This is a genomic window from Segetibacter koreensis DSM 18137, assembly GCF_000374045.1.
In the GTDB taxonomy this organism is placed as follows: domain Bacteria; phylum Bacteroidota; class Bacteroidia; order Chitinophagales; family Chitinophagaceae; genus Segetibacter; species Segetibacter koreensis.
This window is the reverse complement of the sequence record NZ_KB893317.1, coordinates 145,464-166,612: the sequence shown is the minus strand read 5'-3', so window position 1 is coordinate 166,612 and position 21,149 is coordinate 145,464. Positions and strand designations below refer to the sequence as shown.

19 protein-coding genes and 1 tRNA gene are annotated in these 21,149 nt (G+C 37.6%); 13 read left to right on the top strand and 7 right to left on the bottom strand.

The window, feature by feature from the left end; translation table 11 throughout:
- Positions 1-70 precede the first annotated feature (70 nt).
- Positions 71-778, bottom strand: a complete 708-nt coding sequence (locus B154_RS0106015) for a porin family protein (protein ID WP_018612555.1) — start codon at positions 776-778, stop codon at positions 71-73.
- Positions 779-1,016: 238 nt separating this feature from the next.
- On the opposite strand from B154_RS0106015, the gene B154_RS0106005 reads away from it, so the two are divergent.
- Positions 1,017-1,382 carry a CoA-binding protein gene (locus B154_RS0106005; protein ID WP_018612552.1) on the top strand — a complete coding sequence of 122 codons (366 nt, stop codon included), beginning with the start codon at positions 1,017-1,019 and terminating at the stop codon, positions 1,380-1,382.
- Between the two features lie 110 nt (positions 1,383-1,492).
- Here the strand turns inward: B154_RS0106005 and B154_RS0106000 are convergent, their stop codons facing one another.
- The 5 genes from B154_RS0106000 to B154_RS0105980 form a co-directional block, all read right to left on the bottom strand.
- Complete coding sequence (locus B154_RS0106000; protein WP_018612550.1) at positions 1,493-2,335, bottom strand: MBL fold metallo-hydrolase; 843 nt, start codon at positions 2,333-2,335, stop codon at positions 1,493-1,495.
- On the bottom strand, positions 2,332-3,651 hold the full coding sequence (locus B154_RS0105995) for an MFS transporter (RefSeq protein ID WP_018612548.1): 1,320 nt from the start codon (positions 3,649-3,651) through the stop codon (positions 2,332-2,334). The genes B154_RS0106000 and B154_RS0105995 overlap by 4 nt, the downstream gene beginning before the upstream one ends.
- Positions 3,652-3,867: 216 nt before the next feature.
- Positions 3,868-4,668 carry an undecaprenyl-diphosphate phosphatase gene (locus tag B154_RS0105990; protein ID WP_018612547.1) on the bottom strand — a complete coding sequence of 267 codons (801 nt, stop codon included), beginning with the start codon at positions 4,666-4,668 and terminating at the stop codon, positions 3,868-3,870.
- A gap of 89 nt (positions 4,669-4,757) precedes the next feature.
- Positions 4,758-5,060: a DUF3098 domain-containing protein gene (locus tag B154_RS0105985; RefSeq protein ID WP_018612546.1), complete on the bottom strand. Its 303-nt coding sequence runs from the start codon at positions 5,058-5,060 to the stop codon at positions 4,758-4,760.
- A gap of 70 nt (positions 5,061-5,130) precedes the next feature.
- Positions 5,131-6,009, bottom strand: a complete 879-nt coding sequence (locus B154_RS0105980) for a cell division protein FtsX (protein WP_018612545.1) — start codon at positions 6,007-6,009, stop codon at positions 5,131-5,133.
- 561 nt (positions 6,010-6,570) lie between these two features.
- Here B154_RS0105980 and B154_RS33295 point away from each other — a divergent pair.
- From B154_RS33295 to B154_RS0105960, 4 genes are all read left to right on the top strand, one after another.
- Complete coding sequence (locus B154_RS33295; RefSeq protein WP_018612544.1) at positions 6,571-9,582, top strand: leucine--tRNA ligase; 3,012 nt, start codon at positions 6,571-6,573, stop codon at positions 9,580-9,582.
- Between the two features lie 176 nt (positions 9,583-9,758).
- Positions 9,759-10,247, top strand: coding sequence for an SRPBCC family protein (locus B154_RS0105970; protein WP_018612543.1), 489 nt, complete (start codon positions 9,759-9,761; stop codon positions 10,245-10,247).
- Between the two features lie 76 nt (positions 10,248-10,323).
- Positions 10,324-11,415, top strand: a complete 1,092-nt coding sequence (locus B154_RS27815) for a M4 family metallopeptidase (protein WP_018612542.1) — start codon at positions 10,324-10,326, stop codon at positions 11,413-11,415.
- A gap of 6 nt (positions 11,416-11,421) precedes the next feature.
- The gene (locus B154_RS0105960) at positions 11,422-11,688 is read left to right on the top strand and encodes a hypothetical protein (RefSeq protein WP_018612541.1); all 267 of its coding nucleotides are present in this window, start codon (positions 11,422-11,424) and stop codon (positions 11,686-11,688) included.
- 1 nt (position 11,689) lies between these two features.
- Here the strand turns inward: B154_RS0105960 and B154_RS0105955 are convergent, their stop codons facing one another.
- The gene (locus B154_RS0105955; protein ID WP_026260002.1) at positions 11,690-12,340 is read right to left on the bottom strand and encodes a hypothetical protein; all 651 of its coding nucleotides are present in this window, start codon (positions 12,338-12,340) and stop codon (positions 11,690-11,692) included.
- Positions 12,341-12,486: 146 nt separating this feature from the next.
- Here B154_RS0105955 and B154_RS0105950 point away from each other — a divergent pair.
- The 8 genes from B154_RS0105950 to B154_RS0105915 all read left to right on the top strand — a co-directional run bounded on the left by B154_RS0105950 (position 12,487) and on the right by B154_RS0105915 (position 21,127).
- A tRNA-Arg gene (locus B154_RS0105950) sits at positions 12,487-12,558 on the top strand.
- A 107-nt stretch (positions 12,559-12,665) separates the two neighbouring features.
- The gene (locus tag B154_RS0105945) at positions 12,666-13,418 is read left to right on the top strand and encodes a hypothetical protein (RefSeq protein WP_018612540.1); all 753 of its coding nucleotides are present in this window, start codon (positions 12,666-12,668) and stop codon (positions 13,416-13,418) included.
- Between the two features lie 111 nt (positions 13,419-13,529).
- Complete coding sequence (locus tag B154_RS0105940; protein WP_018612539.1) at positions 13,530-13,814, top strand: helix-turn-helix domain-containing protein; 285 nt, start codon at positions 13,530-13,532, stop codon at positions 13,812-13,814.
- Between the two features lie 34 nt (positions 13,815-13,848).
- A complete protein-coding gene (locus B154_RS0105935; RefSeq protein WP_018612538.1) occupies positions 13,849-15,072 on the top strand; it encodes a primase-helicase family protein in 1,224 nt (407 codons plus the stop codon).
- Positions 15,073-15,230: 158 nt separating this feature from the next.
- On the top strand, positions 15,231-16,151 hold the full coding sequence (locus B154_RS0105930; protein WP_018612537.1) for a toprim domain-containing protein: 921 nt from the start codon (positions 15,231-15,233) through the stop codon (positions 16,149-16,151).
- A 270-nt stretch (positions 16,152-16,421) separates the two neighbouring features.
- Positions 16,422-16,805 (top strand): plasmid mobilization protein, encoded by a 384-nt coding sequence (locus B154_RS0105925; RefSeq protein WP_018612536.1) that lies wholly within the window; start codon positions 16,422-16,424, stop codon positions 16,803-16,805.
- Positions 16,799-18,076: a relaxase/mobilization nuclease domain-containing protein gene (locus B154_RS0105920; protein WP_018612535.1), complete on the top strand. Its 1,278-nt coding sequence runs from the start codon at positions 16,799-16,801 to the stop codon at positions 18,074-18,076. The genes B154_RS0105925 and B154_RS0105920 overlap by 7 nt, the downstream gene beginning before the upstream one ends.
- A gap of 333 nt (positions 18,077-18,409) precedes the next feature.
- Complete coding sequence (locus tag B154_RS0105915) at positions 18,410-21,127, top strand: SBBP repeat-containing protein (protein WP_169337645.1); 2,718 nt, start codon at positions 18,410-18,412, stop codon at positions 21,125-21,127.
- Positions 21,128-21,149 lie beyond the last annotated feature (22 nt).

Below are 21,149 nucleotides of genomic sequence, written 5' to 3'. Positions count from 1 at the left end.
GCTTATCAAAAAATAAGACATAAAAAAAGAGGCTCATGAAAGCCTCTTCAAAAAACCCGGTTTTTATCATCTACAACTTTATTCCTAAAGATAGGCTGAGGACCCTGTTTTTCCCTTTATCGTTTGCGGTGTTATCAGAGCCTGAATTTATTTTTACTAAACCATACCCATAATTAGCACCGATAGAAAACTTAGGAAACTCAATACCTGCAAGAGCATTAACGCCGTAATCAAATCTTTTAAGTTTTCCGTATCCGTAGTTTTCCTCCTGTGAGGTGGTAGGGTTGTCATTGCTGTAAACAATGTTTTTGCTGGAATTGGAAACAAGACCGACAGTGTGTGTTTCTACTTTGTTTTTACCAGCGATACCCGCAGCGGCGTACGGACCCGCTCCTATAAAAAATTTACTGTATTCACCAATAGGGATTTTAGCTACAAAATTTACCGGCAATTCGAGGTACATAGGGTTTGAGGATGCCTTGTAATAAAAATTATCACTTTCCTTACCTAATTGTGTTTTAGCTCCTTTGCCTGTAAATATAAGCCCTGGTTGCAAAGAGAAATAATCACAAAAAGGAATGTCATAACCAAGACCGGCGTGAAAACTGGTTAGATTATTGGCTTTATCAACTCTGCCATTATCAGTAACAGAGATGTTGGAAAAATTAACACCGCCTCTTATTATAAATCCACCTTTATTTGGTGATGTTTTTGACTGAGCCATCGCTCCAAATGACATAACCGCAATTACTGCTGCACTTAAAAAAAGTTTCTTCATATTCATTCATTTTTAATTACTTCCATATGTCCATTTTTATGCCATTGAAGAAAAAAGTTGAGCAATGTGAGTAAATGAAAGTGATTGCTTATGTTATTAACAGCGTTCATAAAAAAGTGCCCTTTCGTTGTTTTCGAAACCGTTATTATTTTCTTCCTGATTCTTTTAATACTCCTTCTCTTTTCGCTGGTTCAATTCTTGTAGCTTTCAAAATAATGGAATATTAAATTTTATAAAAATGGCAAGTAAAAAAACAGTAGTACTAGGAGCTTCTGCTAATCCGTCAAGATATAGCAACATTGCAATTAACCGTTTAAGTGCATACAGGCATCCTGTTGTTGCAGTGGGGCTTAGAGAGGGTAAAGTCGGAGATGTAGAAATTGTAAAAGGTCAACCCGAAGAAGAAAATGTTGATACAATAACATTATATCTTAATTCAAAAAATCAAAAGCAGTATTACGATTACATTTTATCACTTCGCCCCAAGCGGATTATATTTAATCCGGGTGCAGAAAATGACGAATTAGAAGAATTAGCGCATCAAAATGGCATAAAGACTATGGAGGCATGTACCCTGGTAATGTTGAGTACCGGACAATATTAGAACTTTGAATTAATTGTAAAAGCAGGGATGCCGGGAGAATGGACTACCGGCATCTTTATTAAAAGTACAAATGCATAGTTGCCTCTGATTTCATTTTTGTTTGGCTCTTATTAGAGATCCTTCAGTTTGAAAGTATCCTTAACCCTTACCCCTTTTTCAGTCGTTTGAAGTGTACAGCATTCGCTTGCGGGATCATGTTCAAAAAAGAGTACATAATCGTTTTCAAAAGCTTCCTGCAAAAAGCTTTTTCTTTCCTGCAAGGTTTTTAAAGGAAACATATCGTAACTCATAATATAAGGCAAAGGCAGGTGTGCCACGGAAGGAAACAAGTCAGCGACATATACTACTGTTTTGCCCTTGTATTGTATTGTCGGCAGCATCATAGCATCAGTGTGACCATATACAAATTTTACAGTAATCTCCTTATTAAATATCGATATACCTTCCTTCACATCAACAAATTGCAACTGTCCGCTTTCTTTTATAGGTAAAATATTTTCTTTTAAAAACGAAGCTTTTTCACGCTCATTTGGTTCTGTTGCCCATTTCCAATGTTGTTGATTGCTCCAATAAGTAGCGTTCTTAAAAGCAGGCACCAGTTTTTCGCCTTCCCTTAGAATAGCGCCTCCACAATGATCAAAATGAAGATGAGTAAGAAAAACATCTGTAATGTCATCTTTCGTCAAACTTAGTTCAGCAAGTGAGCTACCTATAGTTTCATTTCCATGAAGATAATAATGGCTGAAAAACTTTACATCCTGCTTATCGCCAATACCTGTATCAATTAAAATTCTTTTATCATCCACTTCGATCAACAAGCAACGCATGGCCCATGTACATAGGTTGTTTTCATCCGCAGGGTTTAATTTGTTCCATATGCTTTTCGGAACTACACCAAACATTGCGCCTCCATCTAATTTAAAATACCCGGTATTTATCGTGTAAAGTTTCATTTTGCTATATTTAGTAGCTGTTCCCTTTTATCTTTTTGCAACGTTATAAATAATGTAACCAGGCCTGCTATAAAAAACACGATTAATGCGATAACCGAGTTTCGCATATTGCCCGTTAATTGTTGTACAAAACCAAAGCTAAACATTCCTATAACAATCGCTATTTTCTCCGTCACATCATAAAAGCTAAAAAAAGATGCAGTATCATTTGTTTCAGGCATTATTTTACTATATGTAGACCTGCTCAAAGACTGTATACCACCCATTACCAATCCAACAGAAACAGCGATTATGTAAAATTCTAATTCAGTTGTAATAAAATATGCGCCAAGGCAAATTGCTATCCATATAAACACTACCAGCATTAACACATGAAAATTTCCAAAACGTTGAGATAATTTAGCCATGATGTAAGCTCCGGCAATTGCAACAATTTGTATTATAAGAAGAGAAATAATAAGTTTTGCAGTTGGCAGACCTATTACCTGGCTTGCAAATAAAGTTGCGGCCAGCATAACAGTTTGCACTCCCATGCTATAGAAAAAAAACGATAACAAATACCTTTTCAGCACAGGCATACACTTTACCTTGTTCCAGACTTTATTCAATTCTTTAAAACCATTTGTAAAAATATTATTGTTTGTATTTTCAAAGGCGGGTGTTCCTTTTGGTAAATGGGCAAATGTTATCTGCGCAAAACCCATCCACCACAGGCCTACCAACAGGAATGACAAACGGGGGGCGAAGGTTGTATCTTTTATTCCAAAAAGTTCAGGCTTTAATACAAATACAAAACATATCAATTGCAGCAAAACGCTTCCTATATATCCATAAGCAAATCCTTTTGCACTAACCCTATCCTGATCCGGGCCTGAAGCAATCTCAGGCAAATAAGAATTGTAAAAAACAAGACTTCCGCAATAGCCTATTGCCGCAAGCACACAGCAAATAATACCCAAAGAAAGCCACTCTTTTGTAAACCAATATAAGGCACAGCACGCAAGACTACCAGAATAACAGAAAAATTGCAGAAACTTTTTTTTGTTGCCTTTGTAATCTGCAATAGAAGACAGAATCGGTGAAATAACAGCGATTACCAGGTAAGCAAATGCTATAGCATAATTGTACAAGGAAGCACTTTCAAACGTGCCACCCGAAAATTGAACTTTATGCCGCACTATCCCTCCAATTTTAGTGGTGGTAATAGCATCATAATAAGCAGGAAATATTGTTGTCGTAATTACAAGATTATAAGCGCTGTTTGCCCAGTCGTACATAGCCCAGGCGTTGATAACTTTCTTTTCGGCAGTTTGCATAAAATGCTTTTGTAATGTAAAGTTAGAAGTAGAAAATTATAAATGTAACAGCAGAAATGTCTTAAGGGCTCGGGAAGCCAAGGTTATTATACTTTGAGCCTTTGCTCTAAAAAATCAGACATGTAAGGATATCAGTTTTAAAGACTGACATTGCAAGAAATGAATGTAACCTGTTTTAATACGATTTTCTAAAAGGAATGTCAGATGTCTTGTACATTACACAAGGTAACCCGTAAAAATTAATACAAGCAGCACCGCACCAACAATTATGCGGTACCATCCAAAAAGTCTGAAACCATAGCGCTGTAAAAAAGATATGAAAAATTTAATAGCAATAAGCGCCACTACAAATGCCGCAAGATTTCCAACACCAAGAACTGTAAGGTTGTGAGTATCTTTAACGACTTCGGGGTGCTCTTTAAACGTTTTTAATAGTTTGTAGCCAGTGGCAGCGGCCATTGTAGGTACAGCAAGAAAAAATGAAAACTCTGCTGCCAGCCTTCGCGTAAGTTTTTGTTGCATACCGCCTATAATTGTGGCTGCGCTGCGGCTGACACCCGGTATCATAGCTATACATTGCCATAAACCAATAACAAACGCTTTTCCATAAGTTATATTTCTTTCTTTATCAACTAGCGGCCTGTCAAATACCTTATCGATAAACAATAAAATAAAACCTCCTGCTAATAAACTTACAGCAACGGTTGTGGGACTGTCAAGCAATTCATCAATGCGGTCAGAAAGCAGAAAACCAAAGCCTAATGCGGGTATAACTGCAATTATAAGTTTTACATAAAACTGCCATCTTGCCAAATCAAAAAATCTTTTCCAGTACAAAACAACAACACTTAAAATCGCTCCTAATTGAATGGCTATGGTAAAAAGCTGTGTAAAAGGATCTTCTTTAGGCAACATCAATAGTCGTTCTGCTATAATCATATGTCCCGTTGATGAGATAGGCAAAAATTCGGTAATGCCTTCCACAATCGCAATAATAATGCTTTGGATTAACGTCATAGCAGGTAAAAATAGATGGTTTTATTAGACGGGAACAATTAACTTAGAAAAGGCAATGAGAAGCATCGCCCGACAGACAACAAAAACAGTTATTGGTGAACTTTAGGTCTTTTGAAAATTGCATAGATCTCAATCATCAAACCTGCCAATATTAAAATAGGGGCAATAGTGATACGTGTAGTGCTGTATACTAATTTATAATCAAACTGGTTAGGATTTTGGTTTTTCCCTCCTGCCATTATCAACATACCTATAGCTACAACCGCCGCGCCAATTCCCATCCACATATAATTCTCTTTTTCAAAAAGAGGTAGTCTATGTTTTGGCTTGTTTATATTAGTATTTCTTATAGAAGAAGGTTGGGTAGAAGTGTAAACTTTCTTTTCAGCCATTATTTGTTATTTTAAAAGTGCAAAGTAAAACAATTAAATATATAGTAAGCTCTTTAGCTGGGGTTAAGCATTAATAAAGGTCATCGAGGCTCATTTTTAGATACTTTATAACACTACGGTGTGTACTAAACAATGATATGCCTACACCAACTACTACCATACCTATAATTAAAATGAGGGTAAGTTTCGTATCACGAATAGTTGCTAACGCCGGAAACTGTCGCTCTGCCCATTGTATTAAAATAAATAGTAAAAAAATGGCTATTCCCGCGCTGATAAGTCCATTTAATACAGCCCGGAAATCCATCGGGCGGGCTATAAAACCACGGGTAGCTCCTACCATTTGCATCGTTTTAATTAAAAACCGGTTGCTAAACATCGCCAGGCGTATGGTATTATCAATGCTGACAATTACAATAGTGCACAGCACGACCGCTACTACAATAAATATTAATCCAAGCCGGCTTGCCCGTTCGTTGAGGTTATTTACCAGCAATTTAGGATAAGTGATCTGATCAAGTTGACCGCCCCATTTACTAAGAATATCATCAGAAATTTTTGTAAGGCTGTCCTGGTTCACATATATTGACCTGGCATAAAAATCCACGCTTTCAGGCAAAGGATTATAATCGAGTATTTTTGCCCAGTCCTCATTATTTCCCTCTTTACTCCAGATTGCCTTTGCGCCTTCTTTATTTATATACGCCACATTTTTTGCATAGGGTTGCTTCGAGATATATTGCTGAATCATATTGATCGTGTCCCTGTTGGTGGTTCGCAGGTACGCGCTGATCCGTATGTCTTCTTTAAATGAATTGCCCGCAAAATTGAAATTGAGAAATATCCAACCTAATATTCCCATTATTAAAAGTACGAGCGCCACGCCTACAATACTATATATGTAACTTGGCTTACTCCGTTTGCTCGAGGCTTTTCCGAATTGCGACATGTTGGTTGTTTAAGTTTTTACTATGGCTGCAAATGTAGTGGATTGAGGTCTAAAACCTTAATTTTGCACCTTTCAGATTATTTTGATTATGCTGGTAAATTACACACTTGCTGCATCAAAGGAGTTAAAGAATTGTTAGCATTTTTTGCAGCACGCATAAGAATATCATTTAGCTTCTGTTGCGTCGCACCCTTCAACTGCAGATCACTTTGTACTGGTTATAAATGAGCCGCCGGATGTGTGATAAGGAAAATCAGAAACGATAAGATAAGCAAAGAGATGACAAGTTGATAAAGTACTGTACTTTGCGTTGCCATAACCGTCTATTTTATAGAAGAAAAAGCTGAAAAAAGTTTTACAGTACAAGTGAGTGACACAACGAAAGCAGAATAGAGAGAACAAGCTGGTAACATAAAAATTTAATTATACCAGCTTAAGTTATAAGCCAGAAAAACAGGAATTTTTAAATTTCAGATTAAAACAAATTAAAGAGTTGGGGAAGGTGCTATCGTAAAACATTGCACCGGATACCCTAAACCTATACCCAGAATTTACAACAAAATGGAATACAACTTCAGAGATATTGAAAAGAAATGGCAGCAGTATTGGAAAGAAAGCAATGCTTATAAAGTAAGTAACAATAGCACTAAGCCAAAGTTTTATGTGCTCGACATGTTTCCTTACCCAAGTGGTGCCGGTCTGCACGTTGGTCATCCACTTGGTTATATAGCAAGTGATATTTATGCCCGCTTTAAAAGGCTCAAAGGTTTTAATGTACTGCACCCAATGGGCTTTGATAGCTTTGGATTGCCGGCAGAACAATATGCAATGGAAACCGGTCAGCACCCTGCGGTAACAACTGAAAAGAATATACGGCGATATCACGAACAGTTAGATAATATTGGTTTTTGCTACGATTGGAGCCGTGAAGTAAAAACCAGTGACCCTTCTTATTACAAATGGACCCAATGGATTTTTTTGCAATTGTTTGATACTTGGTACAATCGGCATAGCCAAAAGGCAGAACGAATACCTAACCTGGTTTCAATTTTTGAACAGGAAGGTAATGCAAACCATTACTGCCCAGGAAATGAAAGACTAATATTTACAGCGCAAGACTGGATAAACTATGATGAGAAAAGCAAGGAAGATATTTTAATGCATTATCGCATTGCCTATTCTGCCTTTGGAGAAGTAAACTGGTGCGAAGCGCTGGGAACAGTACTTGCCAATGACGAGGTGGTAAATGGAGTAAGTGAACGCGGGGGACACCCGGTTGTAAAAAAGAAAATGCGCCAGTGGTATTTGCGCATAACCGAGTATGCAGACCGATTGCTGCAGGGATTGGAGCAGGTTGACTTTAGCGAGTCAATGAAGGACATGCAGAGGAACTGGATTGGAAAGAGCCAGGGAGCGGAGATAACGTTTCACCTTACAATCAAGCAACAGAAGGAGTTAACTGATGAACCCACTCTAACAGTTTATACCACAAGACCAGATACCATATTTGGGGTTGATTTTATGGTCTTGGCACCCGAACACGAACTGGTTGCGAAAATTACTTCTGATGAACAAAAAGCAGAAATTGATAAATATCTTGAATATGTAAAAAGCCGGAGCGAAAGAGAACGCTTAGCAGAAGTGAAACAAATTACAGGGGCATTTACAGGGGCGTATGCCATTAACCCTTTTAATGGCAGGGAAATTCCAGTTTGGATCAGTGAATATGTTTTAGCTGGCTACGGTACAGGTGCAATTATGGCTGTCCCTTGTGGTGACCAACGCGATTATGCTTTTGCAAAATATTTTAATATTCCAATCACTAACATTATTGGTGATGCTTATAATGGCGATGAAGCCAACCCAACCAAGGATGCCATACTACAAAACAGCGGGTTTATTGACGGAATGGTAATGCGCAATGCAATTGGTGTCGTCATTGATGAATTGGAAAAAATGGGTATTGGCAAACGAAAGGTAAATTACAAAATGCGCGATGCAGGTTTTAGTCGGCAACGGTATTGGGGTGAGCCTTTTCCTATTGTATACAAAGGAGGAATTGCCTTTCCTTTGAATGAAAATCAACTTCCTTTAGAATTGCCGTATGTAGATACTTACAGCGCCGGACCAGAAGGAGAAGGGCCGTTGGCTAACCTGGCAGACTGGATAGCAGCACCGGGAGGTGGCACAAGAGAAACCAATACAATGCCTGGTTATGCCGGGTCATCATGGTATTTTCTTCGCTATATGGACCCCAACAATGATAAAGTATTTGTTGACCGGAAAGCAGCAGATTACTGGGGACAAGTTGATTTATATATAGGTGGAACAGAGCATGCAGTAGGTCACTTGCTGTACAGCCGCATGTGGACGAAAGCTTTATATGATTTGGGATTCATTTGTTTTGACGAGCCTTATAAGAAGTTGGTTAACCAGGGAATGATACAAGGCGCAAGCAGATTTATTTATAGGATTACGCCAAATTTAAGCGGCGAACAACAATTTGAGACACCGGGAACCACAAATAAAGTTCTTGAGGCCCACCCGCTGTACATTTCGAAAAGTTATAGAGACAAAATTGTCGCAGGCGAAATAAACATAAAAGACCTGTTTTATAAAATATCAGCTTTTTCTAAAAACAATCTAGAAATAATAGAACTATTGGGAGAACGTTTAGAATGCAAATTAAATGAATTACATGTTGATGTAAGCTTTGTGGATGGTGTTGAATTGCATGTTGATTCATTAAGAAATTCACGACCCGAATATGAAAATGCACTTTTTTTATTAGAAGATGGTAAAGTAATCTCGCAAGGAGTTGATTTTGACGAAGTCAATGACAAATACATTTGTGGTGCAGAAACTGAAAAAATGAGCAAAAGCAAATATAATGTTGTCAATCCTGATGAGATTGTTGAACGCTTTGGTGCAGACACCTTCCGTATGTATGAAATGTTTCTTGGACCGGTAGAGCAAAGCAAACCGTGGGATACAAAAGGCATTGAAGGTGTTCACCGCTTCTTGCGCAAGTTCTGGAGATTGTATGTTGACGAACTAAAAGGACTCATTCTAACAAATGATGCAGCAACACCAGCAGAATTAAAAGTGCTTCACAGGGCTATAAAAAAGATTGAAGATGATACAGAACGTTTTAGCTTTAATACTGCCGTAAGTGCTTTTATGGTTTGTGTAAATGAACTAAACGACTTGAAGTGTCATAAAAGAGAAGTACTTGAGCCTCTTGTTATATTACTGGCTCCATACGCACCGCACATTTCCGAAGAATTATACCAACTTCTGCAAGCGTCTTCTACAGAAAAGTTAGAAGCTTCTTCTGTTCTTGATGCCGCTTTTCCAAAATATGAAGAAAAATACCTGGTTGAAAGCAGTAAAGAATACCCGATAAGTATCAATGGGAAAGTAAGGGCTAATATGAATATTTCATTAGATGCAATGCAGCCCGAAGTTGAACAAATCGTTCTTCAAAATGAGATTGTACAAAAGTGGCTTGATGGAAAACCACCCAAAAAGATAATTTTTGTAAAGGGCAAAATGATAAATGTGGTAATCTGATCCTGAATTAATTATAACTTTAGATTTCTTCAAAATGTAACCGCGGCCAACTTTGCCGCGGTTTTTTTTCTCAATCATTTTTAACCTTTTTTGAAGAAATATAGTTAACAGCTATAAAGATAAAAAGTATATAAAACCTTTAAAAGGTTGTACTGTTAGTATAACAAACCATTAATATGTCTAAAGTCTATTCTCTAAAAACCGTTCAGAATATTCCTGTTACTTTAAATGAAGCCTGGGACTACTTCAGCACGCCCGATAATCTTAAAGATATCACTCCCGGCACACTGGGGTTTGTTATCAGAAGCAAACATCACGGAGAAAGAATGTATGCTGGGCAAATAATAGAATATACTGTAAAGCCTTTGTTCGGTATTCCTTTGTACTGGATGACAGAAATAACGCACGTAGAGAGAGGAAAATACTTTGTAGACGAACAGCGTTTTGGCCCTTATAGTTTGTGGCATCACCAGCATCATTTTAAAGAAATACCACAAGGTGTAGAGATGACAGATATCGTTCATTATAAAGTGCCTTATATGTTTTTGGGTGACATCGCAAACACGATTCTCGTAAAGCAGCAGTTAAAAAAAATATTTGATTACAGGTTTAAAGTGATTGAAAACAAATTTGGAAAATGGGAGCAAAAAAAATCAAAAGTATAAGGAAAAATACACAAACCTTGATTAATACATTTTTAGATAGTAACTTTCATTATCATTTTTTTACTAAAACCATTCTATGTGTAAAAATCATCATTCACCTGTTCAGTGCATTATTCCTCCATACATAACCGATAAATTAGCAACAGCCGCAGATAAGGATATTGCAAGAATTGCTGTTAATACAAAATTTCGCAGTTTCCGTTTTCGAAGTGACCGGGTATTTTTTAAAAATGCAAGTCCCGCAGAAAAAGCGATGCTAGGTCTGGTTGGCAAAAAAAAGATTGCAACCACTCCTCAAATGGAAGTGTATAATTGCAAGAAGGGAACGAGCCTTTCTGCTGCTGTTCTTGTATGGAAAGATACTGATACTAAACTTCCAGCTGATAAGGATGCTAAGAATGTCATAAATGCGGGCAAAGACACATGGCAATTCTATTATGATCTCTTTGGCCGCAACTCCATCGATAACCTTGGTATGATCATTCAGCAATACATACACTACGATAAAAAATATGATAATGCTTTTTGGGATGGAAGAAGAATGATTTATGGTGACGGCGATGGAAAAATTTTTGGCAGCTTTACAACTGATATAGACGTTATTGGTCATGAGCTGACACACGGAGTAACGCAGTATGAGGTGAATCTTGACTACCATACACAGGCAGGAGCGCTAAACGAATCATTTTCAGACGTATTTGGTATTATGATAAAACAAAAAGCGCTTAACCTCGACGTAAATCAGTCAGACTGGCTTATTGGAGAAAATGTATTGTTAGGCGATGAATATGCTTTACGAAGCCTGAAAGCACCTGGTACTGCCTATAAAAATCACCCCGAGCTTGGTGATGATCCACAGCCTGCCACCATGGATAATTATGTAAAACTTCCCGATACTGCTGACGGCGATTGGGGTGGTGTTCATTACAATTCTGGCATTCCAAACTTTGCTTTTTATGTTACAGCTTTTAATATGGGCGGGTATGCCTGGGAGAAAGCAGGTAAAATATGGTATGGCGCACTCACTGACACTACAAACCTTAAGCAAAATGCAACTTTCAGTGATATGAGAAAAGTTACAATAAATGTTGCAGGCAAATTATTTGGAGTAAAAAGCGCTGAAGTGAAAGCAGTGAAAGATGGGTGGGACGCTGCAAAAGTTAAATAAACATATATGAAGATCACTCTTCAAAGGACAGGTGGAATTATTCCCTTAAAAAAAATCGCTGATACAGAAGTTGACTGGACTGAGAAGGAAATAGATGAACTGATTAAGTCAGTAAGTACAGTTGATGAACCTGGAAAGATGAGAGATAGTACCCAGTATCATTTAATATATAAAGGGCAACCGGTTTCAATAGATTTAGAAAAAATCCCAATAAAATACCGGGATGTATTTGAAAGATTAAAAGATAACCTGCAGATAGTAAAGCCGGGATGAGTTATCCCGGCATTCTTGATATATACTTTTCAATCTCTTTTATTTGTTCCACAACTTGTTTAGTAGTAGGTTTTAAAGCTTTCGCCTTACGGAAATAATCTTTTGCGGCTCTGAATTCTCTTTTATTCATAAATATCTGGCACATGCTTAAGAAAGCTACGGCCTGGCTTTCCTTATCGGGAATGCCTGCACGTATCGCCTGGCGTACGTAGCTTTCTCCTGTCTTCATATCTCCCTTTTGCAAGGCCATCATCCCCAGTTGCAACTTGTTGGCGCCTTCTGCTTCAGCCATTGGCGAGCCGAGATCAAGACTTTTTTTCATGTGCTTTTCGGCAGCATCATAGTCTTGGTTCATCATCGCAAGGTTTCCTTTCAAAGTGTAATAAGTAGAGCGGATGGGGGTATACAACAGGTTAGGAAACCAGATAGAATCCATTATTTTTTTAACTTCCTCCATATTTCCCTGCTCCATTGGCTCCTGGATCAAACGCATTGGCCCAATAAAAAAATGGCTCGCGAAACCTATAACGGCCAGGAAATACAATATAAAAGAAGCCCAAAAGCCTGCATTTATATTTACTATGATGGCTAGAATAAGGGCAACTATACTTAAGTAAAAACGATATTTTATGAGAAGATTATAAAACTTCATATTTTTAAAAATTGGGTTGCAAAGATACAATGCCGGAAGCAGAAAGAATATTTTAGCAGTAACTTTTGCAAAATGATACATGAATCCTCTATTTTTGCGGCCGGAAAAGGAAAATGTCAGATTAGCCTTTCCAGCAATTCTTTTTTGGCCCCGTAGTTCAATGGATAGAATAGAAGTTTCCTAAACTTTAGATACAGGTTCGATTCCTGTCGGGGCTACTTTTAGTATTGATAATCAGTTACTTATGTAAATGGGGCACAGTTGGGGGTACAGTTTTATTTGTACTTTGGGGTATATTTAAAAAAGGTGGTCTATTATATTTAAGATGAAAAATTGGTTAATACTTAGTTATCTCTACAATTTCAATCCCTCTCTGTATAATTACATACTCTTTAAATTTTATCACTTTCAATTCTGCAGCAAAGACGATCCTACTATTACTGCCTCCTTGTATCTTGATAATCTTGCCGCCGAAATAAAAAATGAAATAGCGGAACAAAAAACAGTCAATAAAAAATCTTTGACTCTTACAGTTGTAGAAAGAGTTCTGGAAAACAAAGAGGCGAAACAGCAAATGATTGTGCTGTTTGAAAAGAAATACAATATTAATAAAGAGGAAATAAAGCATTTATTAATTCAAATAAACGCTTTGCTCAATCCTCCTAATCAGCAGGAGCAAATAAGTTCGTCTGAATTAATTGATCAATCATTACAAGTTACTAGTTCAAATGAGCCTGTGAGTGTTCCAGACTTTCCAGTCCGCGCTTATGTTATTGCTACGCATATTTACTTAGAAATAAATAACAATGAACTGCATTATGAAACGCTTATACGAGACACCAGTGCATTGAAAGAATTTATTTCAGCCAAATTTAAGCTTAGCAGAATACCAGGCAGGATTGAGGAGATGAAGAACTTTTCTTATAAAAAGATTTTGCAAAGCAAAAGTGCGGTTAGTGCAAAAGGACAATTAATACCACAAATCCGACTGATTGCACTAAATCCTGAAATTTTCGGAAAGGATGTTTCAGCATTCGCTGAAAATATTCTTAGGGAGCATTCTCCCCTCAAAAAATAATAACGCTGCGGGTTTATTCCTGAAAAGGTATACCCTTGACCTTTATTAGGGTATACCTTCCTTTTATTTTACTTGATTTTGTTAGCAGATTTGCTTTCTAAAATCAAGTATATGTCTACCACCATTTTATTTAGTGATACTCCAGAGCATTTTTACGAGCAGCTCCGTGATTGCATTCAACAAACCATTAAGCAGGAACTCTCAACGTTCAAAAAAGAGGATAACGATGTTTATCTCAAAAAACACGAAGTGTGTAAGATGCTAAAGGTATCCAAACCGACAGTTGACAGTCATGTTACGCAAGGCTATTATAAGAAGCATTATATAGGGTCAAGGGTGTTTTTTAATAAACAGGAAATACTCGCCTACCTCACCAGAGGTAATAAAAATGTATAGAGAGATTGATCATTGAACATATTAATTATTTTTTATGGAATATGTGCGTATTGGTACTACCTATTACAAGAAGGTACGTAAACCTTTGGCTTCAGGTGATGCCGTTGAATTCTTAGTTCCATGGTCGACAGAATGCATAAAGCAGGATCACGGGAAACATTTTCTATCAACCGTAACCCGCTTTGATGGATTTTGTCTTGTACCCAGTCACCTGGAATACAAAAGAGAGATTGAGAATTTTTATAACCGTTACCACCCGTTCTTACATGAACCCTCGCCAGGTTATCCCAAAAAGATACTTGTATTTCTTAATCACGTCTTTGGTGAACAGCTGGATATCGGTCTGGATTATTTGAAAATCCTCCTCATGCATCCCATGCAGATACTGCCAATACTTTGCCTGGTCAGTACGGAGCGCAATACCGGTAAGACAACCTTCCTGAATTTTCTCAAAGCCATCTTTGGAGACAACATGACCATTAACAGTAATGAAGACTTCAGAAGCAACTTCAATGCAGAGTGGGCACACAAATTAATTATCGGCGTTGATGAAACGTTTCTTGACAGAAAGGAAGATTCGGAAAGGATAAAAAGTCTGAGCACCTCAAAGTATTATAAGATGGAAGCCAAGGGACAAGACAGGCAGGAAATAGAATTCTTCGGCAAGTTTGTTCTCTGCAGTAACAATGAAGATAATTTTATCATGATTGATCCGGGAGAAATCAGGTATTGGATAAGAAGATTACCTATACTGCAACAAGAAAATAAAAACCTACTGGATGAACTCAAACAGGAAATTCCGTATTTCATAAATTATCTGATACAAAGACCTTTTACCACCCACCCAGTTTCCCGAATGTGGTTTCGATCTGAACAGCTTTCTACACCAGCACTTAAAAGAGTAAAAAGATATAACCGGAACAAACTGGAAGTAGAAATGGCTCAGCTGCTTCTATCAATTATCGATATTAAGGAAGAAGTCGAAGAACTTCAATTCACCTTATCGGACATCCAGGATTGGTTAATCAAAAAAGGGTTTAGAGGGTATGATAGCGGAGCGATCAGAAATGTCCTGCAAAACACTTGGAATTTGAAGCCTGAGAACAACTCAATTGCTTACCTGCAATACAGGTTTGGAACTGATGGAAACATTTATGAATTTAATATAAAAGGAAGGTTTTACAGTATCAATAAAAAAAATGTTTTTGACCTCAATAATCTTGATGATTTTGATGCGGTTAGTATAACTTCTTCTTAATCAGAAAGATGTACGCATCAAAAGTCGCATCAAGAGCGCATCAGAAAAATAGGGTTGATGCCGATTTTTAAAGGTTGATGCGGCTTTGATGCTACAATAAACAATTAAAGGACAAGCAGTTATAAAGGTTTTTATCACCGCATCAAAAAAACAACCATATGGCCACCCGTTTTTTAGACCCAAAGGAAGTGAAGCAGATAGACATTGTAGAGTACCTGGAAAAACTAGGATACCAACCAGAGAAAATCAGGAACAATGATTACTGGTATTTATCACCATTAAGAGACGAAAAAGAAGCATCTTTTAAAGTAAACCGAAAACTAAATCTATGGTATGACCATGGTTTAGGCAAAGGCGGAAGTATAATAGACTTTGGGATGTTATACTACAAATGCTCTATTCCCGCATTTATTCAAAAACTATCCCAATCTTTTTCTTTTCATTGTAACCCAAAACTGCTTCAACAGCCGGAGGCAAATGCACCACAACCTGACGAGGCACTTGAACCTGTGATAAAAGTGATAGCCGCAAAACCGATTACCAATCCTATCCTTTGCCGCTATCTCAGTGAAAGAAAAATACCAGTAGCAGTTGCAAAGAAGTATTGTAAAGAAGTCTACTTCGAGCTAAGAGGAAGGAGAAACTTTGCTATCGGATTTGAGAACAATTCAGGGGGATTTGAGCTTAGAAATTCTCTTTTTAAAGGTAGCAGTTCGCCAAAAGATGTTACACTTATAAACACTTCCGCTTCTAACGAAGTTTCAGTCTTCGAAGGTTTTTTTAGTCTTCTTTCTTACCAAACGCTTCAGCAAAATTGTGCGGACCTGACAAATTTTCTTGTCCTAAACTCCCTTTCATTTCTGGAAAAGAGCAGGCCATTGATGGAGCAACACGATAAGATTAACCTCTATCTGGACCGGGATGAGGCTGGTATGAAGAACACTCAGACAGCTCTCAAATGGGATAAGAAATACATTGACAAAAGTCATTTGTACAAAAGCTGTAAAGACTTAAATGAATATCTCGTCAACAAAAGCGTTGACCAGACACGTCAGAATAGATTTAAAAGGCATCTTTAAAAGTTAAGATGTGCTGATTTCCGTCGGGTAATTGATGTACAATTTATGTTTTACAAAAACCCGTATTAAAGTGCTTCTTAACGCACTTGGTTAAATGTCCGTTTGTAATACAAACGAAATTTAACCCTTTCGCTCGGAACTCGCTTGGGGGAAACACCTGACGATTAAAAGTTATAGATGCAATTGATAAAAGTCAAGTAGAGAGCCTTTTCAAAGCTCCCTATATCGACTGATCGCTGATAATATTTCTAAGTGATAAATGAAATTGTGATGGAACAAGCAAAAGATAATCGTACAAGACTCGTAACGCTAAGGTTGACTTTGTCAGAATATAACGAGATAAACAACAGGTTTAAAGCTACCACTTGTCGCAAGTTGAGCGATTATATGAGGAAGGTATTATTAGCGGGAAAGGTAACTGTGCTAACCCGAAACAAATCACTCGATGACTTTATGACAGAGATGATAAACCTGCGAAATGAGTTAAATGCCATTGGAAAGAACTACAACCAGGCAGTTCATAAGCTTCACTTATTTGATAAAATACCAGAGCTCAGAGAGTGGATATTATTGCATTACGTCGACCATAAAATCCTGCTCAATACGGTGGAACAAATCAAAAACCGTATCAATCAATTTGCAGAAAAATGGTAGCCAGGATAAAAAGAACACAAAGTCTTTCGAGGTCTCTAAACTACAATGAAAAGAAAATAGAGGCAGGAGTCGCGGAGTGTATTCAAGCAGCGAATTATCCAAAAGACCTGGAGCGACTGAACTTCTACGACAAGCTCCACCGACTTGAGCACCAGGCCCAACTCAATGAGAGGGTAAAAGCGAACAGCGTCCACATCTCCCTTAACTTTCACGAAAGCGACCAGTTGAATAAAGAAAGGTTATCAGCTATTGCCGAGACATATATGAAAGAGATTGGTTTTGAACAGCAACCTTACCTGATATATCGGCACTATGATGCAGGTCATCCTCATATTCATATTGTAAGCACCAATATCCAAAGCGATGGCAGTAAAATAGAAATGAACAATATTGGTCGAAATCAATCTGAAGTCGCACGGAAAGCTATTGAAATTAAGTTTGGACTGATCAAGGCAGAAGGACGAAACCAAAAGCAGGAAAATGAATTAAAAGTAAGTGCACAAAAAGTTCAATACGGAAAAACACAAACCAAAAGAGCTATTACCAATGTTCTGGACACAGTGCTAACACAATTTAAATATACCTCGTTACCAGAACTAAATGCAGTGTTAAAGCTCTATAACGTCATGGCAGACAGGGGAAAGGAAGATACCAAAATGTTTCAAAAAAGGGGATTAGTATACAGCGCACTAGATGAAAAGGGAAACAAAATAGGCACACCGATAAAAGCTAGTGATTTTTATAGCAAACCTACATTGAAGTATCTGGAACAGAAGTTTGTGCAGAATGAAGCCTTAAGGCAACAGCATCAACAAAGGCTCAAGGTAGCTATTAAATGGACGCTAGTAAAAGAGAAACAAACGTTAAGGGAGTTTACAAAAACTTTAGCAAGCGAAGGTGTCAGTGTAGTATTAAGAGAAAGCATCCAAGGAAATATTTATGGAATAACTTATGTTGACTTTAGAACGAAATGCGTGTTTAATGGCAGCGATTTAGGTAAAGAATTTAGTGCTAAAGGTATATTGGAGCAATTAAGACAAGAACAAAAACACGACGTAGTTGCCGTAAGTCAAAAGCAGTTAAATATTGCAAAACCTGCTGATGCTCTCAAAAAAGATGTACAAGGAAGCCAGAAAAGTGGTGCGACAAGGAAGTTTCATAGCAATATCTTTGAGCAATTATTGAAACCGAGACGATCGGAAGATTTTATGCCTCTGGAACTTCAACAGAATATACAAAACAAAAAGAAGTCGAGAGGGCGGCATTTGTAGAACATTTGTGAATTGAGCAATCTACGGTTTAGAGTACAATTCTGTGCGACGGGAAGAGGACCGCATGCCGACCAAGGCAAAAAGGCAGCGAAGAGGCGAGTTGTTTATAAAGACAGGCCGTGAGCAATGGCAGGCTTATCCATACAACTCCTGTATAAGAAGCAGCAAAACTATTTCGGGGAGATACAGAACATGAAGTTTTTATAGTTTACAAAACCACTTTACGAAACTGTCCTTCCTTTTACCCCGTAATAACAATTTAGATTATTTTTTTGCGTTTTAGTGTAAGCCCGGTTTAAGCTGGTAAATAGTTGTATGCGGATGTCAATGCGTTTGAACAAACTTTTAATCCTGTTTCTTACATTAATTTCATTCTTAAAATCTTATTCTCAGGAAATACACTTTGATTGGGTTAAGCAATTAGATCGAAAAGCAGGATTGTCATATGAAGAAACTTCTTTTATAGGTACTGATGCTTCAAAAAACGTTTACCTCGCGGGTAACTTTGGCAACACTATGGATCTTGATCCTGGAACCAGCACATTTAATGTAAAATGTGAATGGAACAACGTATATATATGCAAACTTGATCCGGCAGGGAACTTTATATGGGGTAAACAATTAGGAGGGTCAAGATTTACAATATGCAAATCCCTTTTTGTTGATTCAGCAGGTAATGTATACACTACAGGTTATTTTAGTGGTACAGCTGATTTTGATCCTGGCCCTGAGGTATACAATCTTTCTGCTGCTGAAAACTACTTCCCTGAAGACCGAAATGTTTTTATTTCGAAACTTGATGCTAACGGTAATTTTAAGTGGGCAAAAGGAATTGGAAGTCCCGGGGAAGACGTCGGCACATCTATTACTGTAGATAAATCAGGCAATGTCTATACAACTGGGTGTTTTTCAGGTATAGTGGATTTTGATCCCGGTCCGGCTTTAGACAATCAGGGAAGCAACGGTATAACAAATACATTTATTACCAAATATGACGCGTCAGGGAACTATAAGTACGCCAAAATCTTTGATGGCAATCACAATGCCGGGGGTGAATTTGTCATGACTGACAATAAAGGAAATGTATATACAACTGGCCATTTTGATGGAACGGTTGATTTTGATCCCGGCCCTGGCGAATTCAATTTAAGTACAGGTTTTTATCTAAATAAAATTTTCCTTGCAAAACTTGACTCGGAAGGAAATTTTGTTTGGGCTAAAGATGATATTAAGGCTTACAATTTAGCGGTAAATTCTAGTGAGGAGATCTATACATATGAAAGGGAACTTTCGAAATATGATATCAACGGTAATCTTTTGTGGAGCAAATTAATGGGAGGAAGTCCAAATACGGCACTCCAATATTCCGATTTAAAGTTGGATAATGGAGGTAACATTTATATCACAGGCTCATTTCGTTATACAAAAGATTTTGATCCTGGTTCTTCGGTTTACAACCTAACAGTTGCTTACGGGGGCTTCGCCTCTGATATTTTTGTCAGCAGGCTTGATGCAGATGGAAATTTTATTTGGGCGAAGGCCTTTGGAGATTATGCAGAGGATTATGCTACCAGCCTATCCGTGGATAACTCAGGCAACGTATATACAACGGGCATATACACAGGCGAAGTAGACTTTGATCCGGGGCCTGACGTCTCTAATATGAACACTTTTTTCGGTGGTGGTATTTTCATTCATAAAATGTCTTCCTGTAAAAACCGAACTTCATCTGAATTAAATATTATTGAGTGCAGTAGTTATACTTTAAATAATATTACCTATGACAGTAGTGGGATTTATACTCAAACAATACCTAACAACTCTGGCTGCGACAGTATCATTACTCTTAACCTGTTGATTAAAGGTTCAAGGAATGACATTGTCGCTTCTAGCTGCGACAAATATTTCTGGCAGGGTAGGCTGCTTAAAACAAGTGGTATATATACTGATACAATGAAATCAGTCAACGGTTGTGACAGTATTTTATATTTAAATCTTACTATAAAAAATCAGTCTTTTTCTTCATTAAAAGCGTCCATTTGTGAAGGTGGGAGTTACGCAGGTCATACTCTCGCCGGCACTTACATAGATACTTTCGTTTCAGCGAATGGCTGTGATAGCATCCGGACCTTAGATCTTAAAGTCGGTTTTAAAAAATCTTCCTCTATAACCTCATCTATTTGTAAAGGACAGTCGTTTTTAGGTTATACTGTAACCGGAATTTATGTCGATACATTTGTAGCTGAGAATGGCTGTGATAGTATTCGCACCCTCCATTTAACCGTGAACCCCTCAAGTTTTAGCGAGATAAATCAAACCATTTGCTCAGGTCAATTTTATCTTGGTCATAACATAACGGGCACTTACATCGATACATTTATTAGCGTAACCGGTTGTGACAGTATTCGTAGGTTAAACCTAATTGTGACCCCACCATACGCTGCCACAATTAATAAAACTATCTGCTATGGAGAGAGCTACTTAGGACATACCGACGACGGTGTATATACTGACACCTTCCATACTGCTACTGGGTGCGATAGTGTGATCACAACACGTCTCGAAGTAGTGAAAAAACCGTTTGTTGATATAGGTTATGATACAGAAATTTGTTCAGGAGACTCATTGCAACTAAGGGCTGGAAATTTCGACACCTACGTTTGGCAGGATGGTTCAAAACAAGTTCAATATGTTGTAAAAAGAGCAGGCATATATTCCGTAACAGTAACAAATTCATGCGGTGAAGGATATGACGAGATAGTGGTTAAAGAGAAATCCTGCAAAATTTATTTTCCTAATGCTTTTACACCTAATGGTGATGGAAGAAATGATCGCTTTTCTGTTTTAAATCCTTATAACTTAAAAGACTTCCATTTATCAATCTATAATAGATTCGGTCAAAAGGTATTTGAAACAAAAGATTGTACCGTAGGATGGAACGGTACGTTTAATGGTGTACTATCTGAACAAGGCGCGTATGTATTTTATTCCGAATTTAAAGAAGTCGGTGTTTTTAGAAGTATAAAAGGAACTGTACTATTAGTAAAGTAAACGGATCGAGAACTCTGTTCTA